The organism is Colwellia sp. E2M01, from assembly GCF_018860585.1.
Taxonomy (GTDB): domain Bacteria; phylum Pseudomonadota; class Gammaproteobacteria; order Enterobacterales; family Alteromonadaceae; genus Colwellia.
Genome location: NZ_JAHKPR010000022.1, coordinates 137,538 through 154,504 on the forward strand (window position 1 = coordinate 137,538; position 16,967 = coordinate 154,504).

Genomic DNA, 16,967 nt, shown 5'->3' on the forward strand with positions numbered 1-16,967 from the left:
TAATCAGATTGGTATAAATTGAATTAGAACACTAATGCTAAAAGTACTTGCTTACTTTATATAGGTTAATCATTAAAATTAGCAATCTGTATTGTTTATGTGATATAGCTTATGATGAACTGTGTCGCAGGGAATTAACTTAGGTGGGATATCTGTCACCAATCAAAATACATACATAAACATGTATTTCGAATGGCACAGTATATTTTTAATAGGCTGTTTTTATAGTTTTGCGTATAACCTTAACTATGTATAAATTTCGGAATGTATAAATATTAAAAAACAGTTTTTAGTTTAATATGAGTATTGATCATAAGCCTCAATATCTCTACGTAAACGACGTTGTTCTTTTATAGTTTCAATTTCACGCCATTTACGTTTGCGCTCAAGTCCTTTTGGCTTACCTCTTTTATCAGGTCTTGTAAGCTCATCTACCTCTTCTTCAATGATGTACTCGTCGCTCCAAAATTCGTTATTCATAATATTCTCCAATTATACTCATTCTATTAAAGGTCTTGGTAATTAAAGGACATTAGACTTTACAGTTAATGTCAAAAGGCAATCTAATCGAGTAAGATTAAAATAATATGAAGCATAAATGACAATTTTATGAAGGGTTTGCTGTAATGAAATATAGTAGTAATGAGTTACTTTTAATGTAAAGTAACTCATTAAGATTAAATATCAGGCTAACTATTTTTAATTTTTAAGCCTTTTAAAAAGGCTGACAATACTTCGTCGGAGCAGTTTTTATAATGCTTATGAGCTACCTTTCTAAAAAAGGCACTTAACTCATACTTTCCTAAACTTAAACCAGCTAACTCAAGAATAGAAATAACCTCTTCCGCTTGTAAAGATAAAGCAATTTTTACTTTATTAAAAATCATATTATTAGTTAATACTGTTTCATTTTGGCGTAGAGGGCCGTCACTCGGGCCGCGCTTTGCTATTATCAAACCATTTAAAAAGCTAGCAAACTGTTCATCTGTTATTTCTTGATAGCTTGGAGCATCTTTAACTTGAAAAAAGCTAGTTAGCTGTTCGTTGCTTATTTCACATTGAGTTAATGCAAAGGTCGCAATAATTTGTTCGTCGTTTAAATGTAAAATAGTGCTTAGTCGACGTAAAAGATCATTATTAATCATGAGGGTGCCTAAAAGTAAGGGTAAGCCATTAACTAATACGATAAAAATAACGTAATAATTAATGCTTTAAATGGATTATAAATATTGGCTTATTATAACTGACTCTTTTGTACTTAGCGTGTTTTGATTAAGCTATTTTCTTCTAATAAAGTAGTTTAAAAAATTAATTTAATAATTAATAAAACCATAAATTGTAATTTTCACCGATGAGTATAATATATTACTGATTTTACTCATTGTTAATTAAGGAAATTCAATGTCAGCACAAGATACAGTTACACAAGTACAAGATACCGTTACCCATGTGGAAGCACTCACAATGAAAGCTTATGAACTTGGGCTTGAGTATGCGCCAATGTTAGCACTAGCAATAATTACCTTATTGATTGGTTTATGGATTATTAGTGGTATTACTAAGTTAGTAAAAGCTTCAATGCAGCGCTCTAAAGTAGATCCTACGTTAATCCCTTTTATGAGCAGCCTTGTTTCTTGGTTACTTAAAGTTCTATTATTCATTTCAGTTGCTTCAATGATAGGTGTCGCTACAACATCATTTGTTGCGGTACTAGGTGCTGCTGGTTTAGCCATTGGTTTAGCACTGCAAGGTAGTTTAGCTAACTTTGCTGGTGGTGTATTAGTGATGATTTTCAAACCTTATAAAGTAGGTGATTTAATTGAAACTCAAGGTCACTTAGGCGTAGTTAAAGAAGTACAAATATTTAATACTATTTTAGTTTCTCCTCAATCAAAGCGTATTATTATCCCTAACGGCGCAACATCAAATGGCTCAGTAATTAACTATACTGTTGAAGGTAAAATTCGTGTTGATTTAACTATTGGTGTTTCTTACGGTGCTGATATTGATCAAACTAAAGCAGTATTAATGGAAGTATTAACGAGTAACGATAAAGTAATGCAGGACCCTGCTCCATTTGTTGGCTTAGTTGAAATGGCTGATAGCTCTGTTAATTTTGTAGTACGTCCTCATTGCTTACCACAGCATTACTGGGATGTTTACTTTAGTGTGAATGAAGCAATGAAGAAAGCACTTGATAAGAACTCTATCTCTATTCCGTTCCCACAACGCGATGTACATTTAATTCAAGCCTAATTTTACGGTTAGGTAATCATCGTAAAGTAGCAGTAATTTAGTTACTGACAAAATAAAACCGCATTAATGATATTCAGCTATGGATATTCATTAGTGCGGTTTTTTATTATTTTAACTTTTTGACTTTATTTAACTGGCCACGGACTTTTAAACTTAGGTCGTTTACTTTCGCCAGTTATGCTATTTGTAGCTGACTTGGTTTTAGCGTTAGAAGGTTTAAATCCGATACTTTTACTCCTTGCATTTTTAGGCTGAAAATTTAAGATAGAAATTGGCACTATTTTCTTCACTGGAAATTCAGCTATCTCTTTACGTTCAATAATATGACCTAAGCGGCTTTCAATAGCACAAAGTTCTCTAAAGTTATCTTTTGACACTAAAGAAACGGCTTCGCCTTCTGCACCTGCTCTGCCGGTTCGTCCAATGCGGTGAATATAGTCATCAACCTTACCTGGTAAATCATAATTTACTACACGAGTAAGATCTCCTATATCTATACCTCTTGCAGCAATACCTGTCGCTACTAAAAATTTAATTTTGCCTGATTTAAAATTATTGAGAATACTTTCTCGAATATCTTGCGCTCTACCACTGTGAATATTTTCAGCGCTAATCCCTCGCTTTTCTAATTGACTTACAAGCTTTGCAGCACCATGCTTAGTTTCAATAAAAATAAGTGCTTGCTGCCAGTCAAACGTTTTAATTAAATGACTTAACAACGCTGACTTATCGGTTTTATCAACAGTAACTAACCATTGTTGTATTTTAGGCTTGTTTGCTTGGTCAGCTTTAATGGTAATTTCAACCGGTTTATCTATTGTTCTTTTGGCTAAACCACGCACCGCTTCAGACATAGTAGCGGAGAATAATAAATTTTGACGTTGCTCAGGTAAGCGTTCAATAACGTTATTAATATCATCAATAAAGCCCATATCTAGCATTCTGTCAGCTTCATCAAGCACTAACATATCAAGCTCATCAAAATGTAATGCGCGTTGATGGATCATATCTAGCAAGCGTCCGGGGGTAGCAACAATAATATCGACGCCCCAAATTAAACGTTGCTTTTGCTCTTGAATATCAACACCACCGTACATCGCCATCGAACTAATATTTAAATACTTCCCGTACTCACTAATACTGGTTTCAACTTGTACGGCTAACTCACGAGTAGGTACTAAAATAAGTGCGCGAATACGTTTACCACGAAGCTTTTGATTAGTATCTTTATAGCGAATATTAAGTTGTAGTAATAAAGGTAAAACATAACTCGCTGTTTTGCCTGTACCGGTTTGCGCTGCAGCAATTACGTCTTTTCCTGATAAAATCACAGGGATCGCTTGCTTTTGAATAGCTGTAGGTTTGCTGTAACCTAAATCATCAATGGCATTGAGGATAAGGGGAGATAATTTAAGTGTTGAAAAGGACATTAGAGTTAAAACCATTGGTAAAATAAATCAACTTTACATCACTTAATATTACTTAACATTAAAGCGATTGTTATTGCAGATTCTTGAAATATGACGGTGAGTATAACAGTTATCAATAGTTGGTAGTAGCAAGCCTTTCCAGCTTCGCCTTTTAAAAGATATTTATTTGGCTCTATTATGTAGCGCTTTTATAATAGATAATAGAATACTCAAAGGAAGACCACGCTTAACGAGCAGCGAGCTTTGATAAGTTATTTTCATAGCACTATATTCTATGATTTACTTTACCACAAAAGAAACTTCGCGCCTTAAGCCTATGCACCAGTTCAGGAGAACAGTTTTATGGATACGAGTAGTAACACAGCTACTGAAAAATCAAACAAAGAAGTAACACTTGGTAATGTGTATGTAATGACACATTCACTTTTTTCAGACATTATAAAGGTAGGCTGTACACCTGAAGATCCCAATGAATACGCTAAATCGTTATCGGCAAAAACCATTGGTGAATATAGCTTAGTATTTTCATTACAATGTGAATTTCCTTGTAGAGTAAAACGCCAAATAAAAGAATATTTAAGCGCACAAGAATACGTTAATGAGTTTTATCAGGTATCTCCAGAAGTTGCTGCAAAACTGCTTACCCGCGAAACCTTGAAAATACCTGTTATTAGCAACTAAGTCGGGACTAATAAAAATTAAGTATCAATAATACCGCTTATTTTAATGATTCAATTTCAGCTAATGCCTGAGTAAATTCGCCTAATTCAATTTCTAAACACTCATCATCACCTTGCCAGTTAACACCAACAATCACATTGTCTTCGTTTAAGTCTTCTACCCAAAATTCAAACCAATCAGCTAATGATATTTGACAAGGAACATAGCTAGACCATTCTTCAATACAATGTTCTTTAGCAAGCGCTTCATTAGACCAAAGCGGCATTACTTCAGTATCTTCAAAGCTTGGAGAATCAAGTACTACCCAATCTTCACTGGCTTTATCTTGCAGTGCCCAAATTAATTGTGTTGGTTTGGCTTCTACAAGAAAGTTTTTTAACGTATTACTATCATTTGTCATAATATTGGCTTCTAAGTCGTTGTGATTAAAGTTTGATAAAGCGTTTTAATCAATTATAACTAAGTTAAGCTGATGGGTCATGTGATAGTATTTATAAACTTATGTGATACTATATACCCTAATAGCCCATAACTTAGCAGCTAACCTAGCCTGTCGTTAATATCAATTAAACTGGTTTGATAATTAAGGTAATCAAGTTTAATTTGATAATAAGCTCCATCGGCTTCTAGTACTAATGATGGAAAGCCTTGTTGACTCAACCCGCGCGCTAAATGTATTTGTCTGAATAGTTCCTTTTCTGTTTCTGCTGAACTTATATCAGTAATAAATTGCTCAACATTGAAATTAACTGAGGTTTGTTCACTTAGTTGTTGGGCCAATGCAATTAACACATCAAGATCTGATGGATTCAAAGCTTGTAAATAATAAGCTTGTTGTATAGCTTTTATCATGCTTTGTTGACAGCCTTGATAATCCGCGGCAATAGCTGCTCTACAAGCATTATAAGTAGAGCGTCTTGGTGTATTGTTTAGCCAAAAATCATGATTAAAACGCGTTCCTAACTTCTGCTCTATTGTACGCCAATAATTTTGCAACATTTGTTGCTGTTCAATTGGCATTGGTACGTTTGAGTCGGGCGCTAAGCCACCAGCCACATACTCAACGATAAGAGATTTAGGTAAATGTTGTTGCAATATTTGCCATGTAGGGCTGTAACCCCAACACCAACTACACATAGGATCGTGTAGATAATATAATTTAGCATTCATATCATTCTCTTTTTTGATGGTACTATGCAAGCGACTAGCAGGTAAGAATTATACCCCCGTATATTTGTCTTCTCCTCTTTTTAGAGTCTATTACAGCTTTGCGATAAAGCCTTGTCTCTATGCCTTATATATTAGCTGCATTATTTAGCTAAAGCTGCTAATTCTAAAATAACATGATCAATGCCTTGTCTTGATATTTTATCATTCAATTCAGCTTGCTTAGTGGTTAACAAAGAAATTCCCTCTACCGTCATATCATAAGCTTTCCATTCTTTTGTTTTTTTATTCTGTCTCATTTGAAAAATAATATTAATCGTTGGAGCATCTAACTCTTTTATTTCGGCTTTAACACTAATAATGCGTTTACCATTTGTCGGTTGCTCAGGCTCAAAAATAACATCCTGATTATTATACTTCGCCAAGGCAACAGAATAAGTTCGTACTAAGTAATGACGCATTGCTTCAACAAAATCAGCACGTTGCTTCGCTGATATTTTTTTCAAATGTTTACCTAAAATACGATAAGAGGCATAACGGTAATCTACCGCCGGCATTAACTCTTCTTCAACAATATCACGCATTAAATGTGGAAATTTCTCAAGCGCTTGCTGATTAGCCGAGATACGAGAAAACAAATTAGTACCTGCTGTTTTCAATACGGCATAAGGAGAAATAATCTCAGTTTCAATAATAGCGCTATTGCTGACAGTACTAGCGGAAGAAGATCCTGAAGTAATTGCGATAAATGCTGATGTATTAGTAGCAAATGATTGCCCTAACACCGGTGATACAATTGAAAACATACCTATAATTAGAATGCTTTTTGCGATTAATGCTCGCATGATGAGTGTCCTTAAAATAAAAAGTAAAAAACAGCATACCGACCGAGTGGTATGCTAATAACAAAATACTATCACCGACCGGTCGGTTTGTTAACTAAATTATAAAGAACAAAAAAGTTTACAAAAGTGTAAATAGGAATAACGCGGTAAATCAATTACGATGAAAGTAATTAGCGTTTGTAGGTGATTGATAAGTAATTTTATTTTTTCAAAGCGCGGATATAACAGCACAACTCATCAATAATTTGAGTGAACACTACTTTATTACGTGAGCTTTTTCCTAGACTATTCGCGCCATTTAAAGTCGCTGCAATAAAATAACCCGCTTGACTGAATTTTATATTGTTACGTAAATCATCGCGAACACGTTCAAATGCATCGACAATTAATTGATTTAATTGCTCTTGCATCGCCAATATCCGTAAGCGAAAACCTTCATCAACATTAGCCATTTCTTCACATAAATTATTCAACGGACAACCACAAACGCTTTCATTACAAGCCATTTTTTCTGTGATAGAAGTTAAAAATTCACATAAGCCTTCGATAGGATCGTCAGTTGATAGAGCCGGTTGCCATGCTTGCAAAAACATAGGTTGATACACTTCTTCAAAAACGGCGTAACCCAACTCAAGTTTATTGGTAAAATGGTGATATAACGCACCTTTTGAAATGCCACAGCGATTAAGAATAACTGACAAACTAGTCGCTTTAAAACCATGATGATGTATTTCATCAGCAGCAACATTCAAAATATTTTGGCGGGTTTGTTCGGCAACACTCATAACGTTATCTCGGTGGTGTGTCTTAGTGGTTATGACTTAGTGGTGATACTAAATATTAGTTAAATAATATCCGACCGCACGGTATGTTGCAAGTGAGCTTTTGCAATCCATCTATTAGTTTTTTGCTATAACTTACGTTTATTGAATTAGTTCATTGTTAAATTATTTAGCGTTAAATGTTCTACCCCTAAAGAGTAGTAACGCCTAACTCAGTAAATATATTATATGGGATCACTTAATTTGCTTTTGTCTTTTATTTAATAACTAGACCTTAACTAATTAACTAAAAGTTAAGGTCTAGTTAGCTTTATTAAAATAACAATTAAAAGCCTCTACTTTCAACACTATTAGCATTAAAACCAAAAGTGTTAATTTTACCACATTCCGCAATATGATTATTACTAGTGTAAGGTGTGTTAGCTTGGCTTATATCGCCTTCCCAACCTTGACCATTTTTAACAAATGCTTTTAATTCAAACTTGTTATCAACGGCTTTATTACAGTCCATATCAACGTCTAACATCCAATAATGTTGACCCCAAATATTTAGTGGGTCTTCACCATAGCCATCATTAGTTACTGTGCGTAAATCCCCCCAACTAGCTGGCCAAACATTAGTTGTCCAATCAAGCGGCGTACCTTCAGCTTCACTACTTTGCCCTGCTTCACTACCATACCAATCTAAATAACTGTCATTGTTTTTCCATGGGGTGGTGGTAAGATTCTTTAAGTTGTTATGCTTAATAGGCATTGCACAGGCAAAATTCGATGTTTGACAATTTCTGTTCAGGTTATTATTTGCATAGTTATGATCAATGCCGCCACGAACAAACATGTCTTGCCCACTTTCGGTTTGTGCTTGAATAAAGATCACAGTACGTTGCCAATTCTCGGTTTCGTTATTATTGTCATCAGGCTCGGCATTAATTTTAGCAGCTTGATGAATAGCAAATGCATCCCAAGCGCCGACGTTAGCATTGATACTCCCGTTAACATTCACGGTAATTGTTTCACCGCTACAACTCTTTTCATCAGCAGATAACTCGCCCTTTAATACATTACAATAAGTACCTTGCGCCATATCACTGTATAGTGTGGTATTTAAAGTATAGTCTTCTTTGTTTATTGCTACAAAACCAGAGCTACCACGACCAAAAGCGATTTGATTATTGCCATTGTCCCACCAGTTTGTTGTCGTCCAGTTATCTGCGGTGTTATTTCTAAAGTCTACACCACCCGCAATATAGCTCCATCTATGTTCACATTTCCAATTACTGGCAAAACACTCTAGATTACCATTATTGTGCACAGAGACACCTGGCGCGCCGGCATCAGTATCGCCATGAAAATCATAGCTAGACATAACTTTTGGATAACCATATGGGTAAGCTAGCATAAATACATTAGCTAAATCATACATACGGCCATCTTCAAAAGTAATCACATTGCCGCCGCCACCATGACCACGCTGATTATCATGGTTATCAACAAACACTACTGCCGAACTACTTGGTAAAAACCCCCAGGCTTCACCAAATTGACTAAGTGAAGATAACTTGCCGGTTTTAAATACATTACCTAATTGCGTGGTATATTTGAATTCGGTCACTAAACCTGCACCTTGGTATTCTCCGGCGGTAATAGCCTCACCACCTTGATCGATTACTTCTTGAAAAATTAACGGCGAGCCATTAACTTTTGATAGTATGCCCTGTATATCACCTAGTGCCATGTGTTTAGAGGCGTCAAGCCTAAAACCGGTAACGCCTATATTTTGTAAGTCATTTAAGTAACCTGCTAGTGTTTCTTGCACATATGTTGCGCTGGTATTGAGGTCTGTTAATCCCACTAACTCACAATTTTGTACTTCCCATCGATTGTTATAATCATTAACTGCACAAGTATTATGAAAGTCTTGAGGACTATAATTAGGGAAGTTTTTGTTACCATAAGTGCTGCCTGCTGTGCCTATACCACTGCCTGCTGCCATATGGTTTAAAACAGCATCGACATATATTTCAACGCCAACCGCGTTACAACGATTAACCATATCGATAAATTGTGCACGATTTCCGCCGCGACTTTCTAATTGATAACTCACTGGTTGATATCGAGTCCACCACTGGCCGCCTTGAATATGTTCATTTGGTGGTGATACTTGAACTGCGGCATACCCTTTAGGTCCTAGAAATGTTTCACATTCTTGTGCAATATCTTGCCAGTTCCATTCAAATAAATGTACGAAGGTAGTAGGCTGTGACGCTGCCTGTGATTGGCACGTTAAACCTAATGCTAAACTTGTTGCTAACAATGACTTTAATACGTTATTTTTCATTTTATTGTAATCCTATAGCAGTGTTAATTTAATGTTATTTTTATGTTTTAACAAAACCAAGATTGCTTTAAATTCATACAAAAATATATGTATTAAAAGATGAATACGTATTCACATAGTAAGAATATTCTATTTAATGTTAGTGTCGGATTTGGGGGACTTTACGTAAAAGTACAAATAAATCACCTATACTTTAGCCATCAAAACCCGCTTTTTAGATACTTATAATTTAAAACAGATAATTTAAAGCCTGAATTCAGTCAATATAAACTAACGCACTTTTACACTTTTTTTATTGTCATTATGTCGGTTAGCTCGTCTAGGTTTATTCCGTAGTTTATTAACTGAGTTATACTGTTTGGATTGATGACTATTTTTATGATTAGCGTGTAAATGAGTCGCCTCTGTATTATGTTTTTTTACTAATTTACGCTCAATCTTTTGCTCTGCTCTATGGTGGTTTTTAGTCCTAACAACCAGTTTCTGATGATTACTTTTGCGCTTTATAGTGCTCTGCGTATTAACTTTGGCTCTGCTATCACGCAAAGTTTTATGTGTAGTTTTTTGAGTTGCATTGCGACTTAAATTTCTTTTATAAGTATTAGTACTATGAACATTTGATCGTGAGCCATGATACCTCTGTTGTACTTTTTTATGGTTGTACGCAACGCCTCTTCTATGAGTTGGTTTGTGGTTCCAGCGCTTTGCTTGATTACTGGTCACTATTTTTCTATTCGAATAATACCTATTGCGAGAGCTATAACCACTCACCTGACGGTAGTTAATATGTGGCGTAACCACCACATGGCGTTTTTGCCAATGAAATGCTGAAAAATAAAAGTGAGTACTAATTCTTACCGCCGATCCCCAATAAAAATGACCATAGTTCGAACCATAACTAGAAGCATAGCGATAAGGATTACGCCAATAAACCGGCGGGTAATTTGACCAGTGCCAACGACCATACACTACACGCGTATCATAATAAGGCACATAGATTATTTCAGCTTGTGCCGGTTCAATAATAATAGTTTGTTGCTCTTTAACTATCTTTACATTGTTAATATTATCTAAACTACCCGCTTGCTCAGCTTGTTGTCTGAGCGTTTGAATATTGGTTAATACTCTTGCTTCATCTTGTAAAAAAGCATCACCAATATTTTGCATCCAACTTAAATCATCACTTAACTTATTGAGGACTTTAGGAAAAGAAAGTAATGCCTGAATACTAACATCCCAGTCTTTATCTTCAGCTAAAACCTCAAGTTGTTGTGCTGATAATTGTGAGTTTTCTTGTAGTTTTTGGTTTAGCCATCTGTCTGCTTCAATGACTTCAATAGGATAAGTTGAGGCAATTAAAATATGAGTTAGCAAGGTATCAGGATATAAGGCTATCGGGGCTAAAGCTTGAGCCAGCTCAGCGTCAGATAAGTATACCTCCTGTTGATTGTTCGCCTGTTGTTGATAATCAATATTGGTGGTGGTTGAAAAAGCATTGGCTGGAGACATTACTGTATAAGCAAATAATAGTGTAGTAATTACCGCTAATTTTTTTACACGTGTGGAATAAATATTCATACGTTCACCTTTAATATATTGTTAATTTTATGACTTAGCATACAAAAGTGAAACTGAACACAGTCTGAACATTACGAAAACATTGCCAGAAAAGCGTTAGGGTAAGGTCAACACATCAGGTTAAATAATAAATATTTTTCAAATAAATGGTAGAAGTTACTTTATAGACTTTGGCTAAAACAAAGTGTAAACATAGCACCGCCTAACTCTGCTGAATTACCAATGTTTAATTTGCCTTGATAACTTTGCACTAAATCTCGAACAATAGCTAAGCCAACACCGTGTCCGGCATCATAGGTATCAGCGCGAATTCCTCGTTGAAGAATGCTTTCTATTTGCTCGTTTTCAATACCAACACCATCATCTTCAACACAAATAATTAACGCATCACCTTGCTGCTTAACCGTTAATTTAATAGTATTTTTAGCCGCTTTATAAGCGTTATCAAGTAAATTACCTAAAAGCTCAAGTAAATCGGCTTCATCACCTTTGAAAGTTAAGTTTTTTTGTAAGGTTAAGTTGAGGATTTTATCTTCGCGTTGATAAATTTTGGCTAAGGTATTAAGTAATTTATCAACAATAGGGCTAATTGCTATACCTAAAACCCATGACGATTGCCCCACACTTTGTGCCCGTTTTAGTTGGTGATCAATAGTCGAGTTAATCCGGTTAATTTGCTCTTGATTAACCGGTGATACATCACTTTGCGCTTGCATTACCGCTAATGGCGTTTTCAAACTATGCGCTAGATCAGACAAAGCGTTACGATAACGCTGCCTTTGTTTTTGTTCAGTCGCTAATAACTGATTAACTTGATTCGTTAGTTTCGATAATTCTTTTGGGTATGTACTGGTGAGTTTTTCAGCTTTACCTCGCTCTACGGCGTGTATTTCTTGTTGCAAAGTAGATAGTGGCTTCAAAGTCCACATTAACCAAGCAAGTTGTAACAGCAGTATAACCAACATTAATACAGTTAAACCAAGCCACAGTTGTTGCTCAAAGTTGTTTATCAGGTGAGTAAATGCTTGTTTGTCGCGAACAATATGCACAATAATCGGAAAGCTCTGTTCTTCATCAGTAAAACTTACCGAAAAACTGTAAATAAAATAAAGGCTATTATTGATATTTACAGTCGAGAATGACTTATCTCCCATTGCTAGCGGAGTATACTCATTAGTGAGATCACTCGTTATTAACTTAGCTAACATAGTAGATAGGTTAAGAGTAAGTGACGATTGTGATCGCCAGAGTATTTTATCTTCGAGAGTTAAAGCGCCAATATTTTTTTTCGGTTGTAAAACAGGAGATGAAATAAAGGCATATAAGCCTGAATCAGTAACGTTGAACTGATTTTCAATCAAGACCTCTGGCATAACTAAACTTGCTTGCTCAACTTCTGCTACCGCCAAAATTGAATAACTATAAGCACTCAATTCATTTTCTATACTTTGGTTCATATGTTGTTCAAATGAATTCATAATAATGAAAGTAATCGTGGGTAATATTAAAAGTACCATCACTAACATGCTCAGCATTAAACGTACTTTTAAAGAATTTAAAAAAGTAGTGGTGTTAAGTTTAAAAAAGGAAAAAGTAGTTGCTAACAAGATCAGCCCTGATCAGAAAAGTTAAGTAAGCGATAGCCTTGACCACGCTTAGTTTCAATAAAATTATAGTTACTTTGAGGGTCTAATTTTTTACGTAAACGACGGATGAATACTTCAATAACATTTGAGTCTAGGTCAAAGTCTTGATCATAAATATGTTCGGTTAAGGTAGTTTTAGATACCACTTCGCCAATATGTAGCATTAAGTATTTGAATACTTTAAATTCATGAGCACTTAAACTGACAGCCTCTTGTTCAAATAATACTTGTGATGTTGCAATATCTAAACAATAAGGGCCGTTATTAATCAGTGTGCTAGCTTTGCCGGCACTACGCCTGATCAGTGCGTTTAATCGCGAGCTAAGCTCTTCAACGTGAAAAGGTTTAGTGAGGTAATCATCAGCGCCTGCATCTAAACCGGCAACCTTATCTTGCCAACTATCACGTGCTGTTAAAATTAAAATAGGAAAATTACGAGCTTTTTCTCTTAAAGCTTTAACAACACTCACACCATCTATTTTAGGTAAACCTAAATCAATAACGGCAATATCATAATCATATTCAAGGCCTTGAAATAAGGCGATTTCGCCATCACTCGCAACATCTACTGAATAATTTTGTAATAACAGTTGTTGTTGAAGCTCAGCTTGTAACGCTTGATCATCTTCTACTAAGAGTAAACGCATTACTGTTCCTTGTTACTTGGCTATTTCACGGCTAATTATCGGCTAATTACCAACTATTTGTCCGGTACTTGCATTAACTTTCTTTGACGTTACTTGGCCGTTAGCTTTAACAATTTTAACTTTATAAATATTGTTAACTTTTTGCACTTTTAATATTTTACCACCGAAATGGCTTTGTACTATTTTTGCCGCTTGTTGCGAGCTAATAGTTTTAGGCGATTTTGCCGCCAGCGCATTTGGCGTGCTCAAGGCACATGCACTTATTAACAGTGTTAATAATAGAACGCGTAATATCATTTCAATACCTAACTTCACAGCGGAGAATATAAGAACATAGTTCATACGACTAGGGCACTCAGTGTAAAATAATGCAGCAAGCAAATAAACCTTCTTTAACGATATGCTATCACTATTAAGCTGAATATTTCCTGAACACCTTCTGAGCGGCTACATTATCAAGCAAAGAAAATAACGCTACTTCTATAGCTACAGTTACGACAAACAACATAGAATAAGTGATTTACTTGTTCAGCTTGAGTTCATTTACGTTGCGTTTTAATAACATTAAATCAACGTATGAAGGATTTAGTAATGAGTAATATAACCAAACAAGCAAGCTTACAAAACAACGTGATTATTCATGGAACAAAAAATCATGGAATAAAAAAGCATGGAACAAAAAACATATTACATCTAGCGGCAATGTTTTCGTTAAAGTTAATAGTCACCGCTATTGTTGTCCTTACTTTTTTATTATTTTCTTATTCTAGCTTTGCTGAGCAAGTAAATACTACCGTGATAAAAAGCTATGATAATACCCAAGCAGTAAACGCAGTAAATAATGAAGATAGTGCCAATAAAACTACGACTACCAGTAGTTTAAATCGTACTCGTGATGAAGTAACTAAGCAAAAAATTAAACAAGCACGTGAACAGTCAAGTGATTTTAATTCAGTAAACTTATCAGTAAAAAAGTCACTTAAAACCTCCCTGATAAGATTTTATGAAGATAATTTTGTTATTTATGATGGTTACGCCCAACTTATCGAAGATAGTGATGGCGACAGTTATTACCAAACTTTTAGTGTTACCTTCGATGCCGATTTAATTTATGTAAATCCATATGATCAAGCTGTAGTTTACGCTGAATTATATTTAAGTGGAAACGGTGGGCCTTGGCTACATTATTACAGTACCGACAGTTTTGTTATTCACGGAGAAAGTACAGATGATGCATTTGAGGTTGTTAGTACTTTAGAGCAAGGCTTTAATAGCAATCATTATGACGTATTAATTGACTTATATGTGCAGGGCAACCCAAATATTATGACAACATATAGCAGTGATGATAGTAATAGTTTATATGCACTTCCACTAGAAAGTAGTGATTATGATCCAGAATATGTAGAGTACGTTGAAATATACAGTGACGGTTACTATAGCGAGACTTATATTCAAGCTGGCAGTAATTCATTAATAGGAATATTGACCATGGTAGCTTTATTACTGTTTCGTCAATTTAAACGTGCTAGCTAAACTAACATTCCAGCTGTTCCTTAACTGATATACAACAGGGCTTTACATTCGGCCCTGTTGTAAGTTTAATTATTGTAGTTACAAGTTCTTTTTAATAAATTTATCAATTGCTTCTAGTGCTTTAACTCTGTTTTCTGGGTTACTTAAATAATGAGTACCTTTCGCTAATTCAACAAAAGTAACGTCCTTATCTTCATCTTCCATTTCATCAAACATATCATCAGATTGATCAAACGATACGACTAAATCATGCTCACCATGTATTAATAATACCGGTGCTGTTATATTTTTAACTGAGTTAATGGGCGATATCTTTTCAAGATGATCTTCTTCTAAATTACCATTTGAAATAACCCGATCCCAGTAAGAGACTACCCAGTGATATTTACCCAATTTTCGTCGATCTTTCTTTAACATTTGTGGAATATCAGATACGCCATTAATTGAGATCGCACATTTATATATTTCAGGAGTAAAGGCAACACCCGCTAATGCGGCATAACCACCATAACTTGCACCAACAATACAAACACGCTTAGGATCGGTTATTTTCTCTTTAACTAAAAGATTAATGGCATCAGTTAAGTCATCTTGCATTTTTCGTCCCCACTCACCACGCCCCTTTTCCAAGTGCTCAGAGCCAAAACCATCAGAGCCTCTAAACTGTGGTTGTACAACTAAGTAACCTTGGCTAGCAAAATATTGTGCTAACCAATCAAAACCAATAGTGTCATATGACTCAGGACCACCATGAGGTAACATTATAGTAGGCAGGTTATCTAAAGACTTACCTAAGGGGGTCGTTAGAAGTGCGGGAATATTCAAACCATCTCGAGCTTTGTAGTTGACTACTTGTACAGGGTTAACATGTTCTGATTTAATATTAGGACGAGCATCGGCAAGTAAATCTAATTTGCCATTTTTATAACGTATATATTTCCCTGAACTCCCTTCACCTTGCATCAATAAAATTATAGTAGACCAATCAGGTGTGTAGTCAGCAATAGTTAAAGAAGCCCCTGGAATATCTTTATTTATTCCTTCCATAAGATTATTTAAATCTTTATTGAAAAACTCATAACTAGGTTTAAAGCCAGAATACTTAACCCCATAAACGACGCGATTAATATCACTTAATACGTTTTCGACGTCACGGTCTTTACGACTAAAAATAGCTTTTGAAATAGTGCCGTCTTTTAAAGTTATAGTGTGATAAGCCCAACGCCCATATTCGTCATTGTGGCGTTTCATTACTAAGCTTTTTTTATCTGGTGTAACCCCAACAAAGTCAACATGGCGTATTTCTGCTTCTTCTTTAAAAATAACAACCCATTCATCATCTATCAATGCTTCTAGTTGATGGTTATTACTGTCGTTGTTATAGCGCTCACGCGCTAACACTTCACCATTATCGCCTACAAAAAAGTCTGCGGTATCTGAAGTACCATGTTTATAAACTCTTGGCGTTCTTCGCTTGGTGAGATTAACCTTATACAGCGCATAATTAGTCGTACTCTCCCATGCAGGCATGTATGCATATTTATGATCAGCCGATACACCGACAATATTACCAAGCCTACTTTGCCCTGAGTAGGTGCCTTGACCTGCAGTTAAAACTTGATGGAATTTACCATTTTCAAGATTAAACGAATAAGCCACACTGATATCGTGCATGCCTTTATAACCATATAAACGCCTATTTTGCGAAGCTCTTAACATTAAACGTTGATCATCAATAAAGTAAATATGATCAGGGTCTACTGCATCGATGGCTACGGCACTAATTATATTGCCTTTATTGATATCGATAACAATTAAGTTATCTTTCCCCTTTGCGGTTTGACGGTAAGCGATTCTATTTCCTGAAGGAGAAGTAACCACCATACTTGTAGCCGGTAGTGCGGCATAATCGGCAAAGGTTAATGGTTTAGAATGTGCGGAGGTACTAACTAATATAGCGAATAAACTTAAACAAAAACTTAAACTATATTTCAAACAAACAGACTTCACATGTCTTCCTTAACATTAGTAATTTAAAGTGGGATTAAAAGTTGAGATTAA

The 16,967-nt window shown here is 35.3% G+C and carries 17 protein-coding genes; 4 read left to right on the plus strand and 13 right to left on the minus strand.

Going from position 1 to position 16,967, the window contains the following annotated elements; all coding sequences use genetic code 11:
* Positions 1 to 294: 294 nt before the first annotated feature.
* Both KO502_RS04785 and KO502_RS04790 read right to left on the minus strand, forming a co-directional pair.
* Positions 295 to 480 (minus strand): DUF3545 family protein, encoded by a 186-nt coding sequence (locus KO502_RS04785; RefSeq protein WP_216021423.1) that lies wholly within the window; start codon positions 478 to 480, stop codon positions 295 to 297.
* 209 nt (positions 481 to 689) lie between these two features.
* Positions 690 to 1,145 carry a DUF1456 family protein gene (locus KO502_RS04790; RefSeq protein WP_216021424.1) on the minus strand — a complete coding sequence of 152 codons (456 nt, stop codon included), beginning with the start codon at positions 1,143 to 1,145 and terminating at the stop codon, positions 690 to 692.
* Between the two features lie 256 nt (positions 1,146 to 1,401).
* Here KO502_RS04790 and KO502_RS04795 point away from each other — a divergent pair, with 256 nt between their 5' ends.
* Positions 1,402 to 2,256, plus strand: a complete 855-nt coding sequence (locus KO502_RS04795; RefSeq protein WP_216021425.1) for a mechanosensitive ion channel domain-containing protein — start codon at positions 1,402 to 1,404, stop codon at positions 2,254 to 2,256.
* Positions 2,257 to 2,381: 125 nt separating this feature from the next.
* Here the strand turns inward: KO502_RS04795 and KO502_RS04800 are convergent, their stop codons facing one another.
* The gene (locus KO502_RS04800) at positions 2,382 to 3,686 is read right to left on the minus strand and encodes a DEAD/DEAH box helicase (RefSeq protein WP_216021426.1); all 1,305 of its coding nucleotides are present in this window, start codon (positions 3,684 to 3,686) and stop codon (positions 2,382 to 2,384) included.
* 342 nt (positions 3,687 to 4,028) lie between these two features.
* On the opposite strand from KO502_RS04800, the gene KO502_RS04805 reads away from it, so the two are divergent.
* Positions 4,029 to 4,367, plus strand: a complete 339-nt coding sequence (locus tag KO502_RS04805; RefSeq protein ID WP_216021427.1) for a GIY-YIG nuclease family protein — start codon at positions 4,029 to 4,031, stop codon at positions 4,365 to 4,367.
* Positions 4,368 to 4,404: 37 nt separating this feature from the next.
* On the opposite strand, the gene KO502_RS04810 is transcribed toward KO502_RS04805, so the two are convergent.
* The 7 genes from KO502_RS04810 to KO502_RS04840 form a co-directional block, all read right to left on the minus strand.
* Positions 4,405 to 4,767, minus strand: a complete 363-nt coding sequence (locus tag KO502_RS04810) for a DUF2750 domain-containing protein (RefSeq protein WP_216021428.1) — start codon at positions 4,765 to 4,767, stop codon at positions 4,405 to 4,407.
* Positions 4,768 to 4,907: 140 nt separating this feature from the next.
* Positions 4,908 to 5,537 (minus strand): DsbA family protein, encoded by a 630-nt coding sequence (locus tag KO502_RS04815; protein WP_216021429.1) that lies wholly within the window; start codon positions 5,535 to 5,537, stop codon positions 4,908 to 4,910.
* Between the two features lie 140 nt (positions 5,538 to 5,677).
* A complete protein-coding gene (locus KO502_RS04820; RefSeq protein ID WP_252730509.1) occupies positions 5,678 to 6,379 on the minus strand; it encodes an ABC transporter substrate-binding protein in 702 nt (233 codons plus the stop codon).
* A gap of 200 nt (positions 6,380 to 6,579) precedes the next feature.
* Positions 6,580 to 7,164, minus strand: a complete 585-nt coding sequence (locus KO502_RS04825; protein WP_216021430.1) for a TetR/AcrR family transcriptional regulator — start codon at positions 7,162 to 7,164, stop codon at positions 6,580 to 6,582.
* Positions 7,165 to 7,486: 322 nt separating this feature from the next.
* Complete coding sequence (locus KO502_RS04830; protein ID WP_216021431.1) at positions 7,487 to 9,499, minus strand: alpha-amylase family protein; 2,013 nt, start codon at positions 9,497 to 9,499, stop codon at positions 7,487 to 7,489.
* Positions 9,500 to 9,769: 270 nt separating this feature from the next.
* The gene (locus tag KO502_RS04835; RefSeq protein WP_216021432.1) at positions 9,770 to 11,077 is read right to left on the minus strand and encodes a DUF3300 domain-containing protein; all 1,308 of its coding nucleotides are present in this window, start codon (positions 11,075 to 11,077) and stop codon (positions 9,770 to 9,772) included.
* Positions 11,078 to 11,238: 161 nt separating this feature from the next.
* On the minus strand, positions 11,239 to 12,555 hold the full coding sequence (locus KO502_RS04840; protein WP_252730510.1) for an ATP-binding protein: 1,317 nt from the start codon (positions 12,553 to 12,555) through the stop codon (positions 11,239 to 11,241).
* A 4-nt stretch (positions 12,556 to 12,559) separates the two neighbouring features.
* Between KO502_RS04840 and KO502_RS04845 the strand changes: the two genes are divergently transcribed.
* The gene (locus tag KO502_RS04845) at positions 12,560 to 12,709 is read left to right on the plus strand and encodes a hypothetical protein (protein ID WP_216021447.1); all 150 of its coding nucleotides are present in this window, start codon (positions 12,560 to 12,562) and stop codon (positions 12,707 to 12,709) included.
* On the opposite strand, the gene KO502_RS04850 is transcribed toward KO502_RS04845, so the two are convergent.
* Positions 12,687 to 13,370 (minus strand): response regulator transcription factor, encoded by a 684-nt coding sequence (locus KO502_RS04850; RefSeq protein WP_216021434.1) that lies wholly within the window; start codon positions 13,368 to 13,370, stop codon positions 12,687 to 12,689. The two genes, KO502_RS04845 and KO502_RS04850, sit on opposite strands and share 23 nt — an antisense overlap.
* Before the next feature lie 42 nt (positions 13,371 to 13,412).
* On the minus strand, positions 13,413 to 13,667 hold the full coding sequence (locus KO502_RS04855) for a PepSY domain-containing protein (RefSeq protein ID WP_216021435.1): 255 nt from the start codon (positions 13,665 to 13,667) through the stop codon (positions 13,413 to 13,415).
* Between the two features lie 294 nt (positions 13,668 to 13,961).
* On the opposite strand from KO502_RS04855, the gene KO502_RS04860 reads away from it, so the two are divergent.
* Positions 13,962 to 14,906, plus strand: coding sequence for a choice-of-anchor H family protein (locus tag KO502_RS04860; protein ID WP_252730511.1), 945 nt, complete (start codon positions 13,962 to 13,964; stop codon positions 14,904 to 14,906).
* Positions 14,907 to 14,984: 78 nt separating this feature from the next.
* On the opposite strand, the gene KO502_RS17300 is transcribed toward KO502_RS04860, so the two are convergent.
* Positions 14,985 to 16,916 (minus strand): S9 family peptidase, encoded by a 1,932-nt coding sequence (locus KO502_RS17300; RefSeq protein WP_216021436.1) that lies wholly within the window; start codon positions 16,914 to 16,916, stop codon positions 14,985 to 14,987.
* Between the last annotated feature and the right edge of the window lie 51 nt (positions 16,917 to 16,967).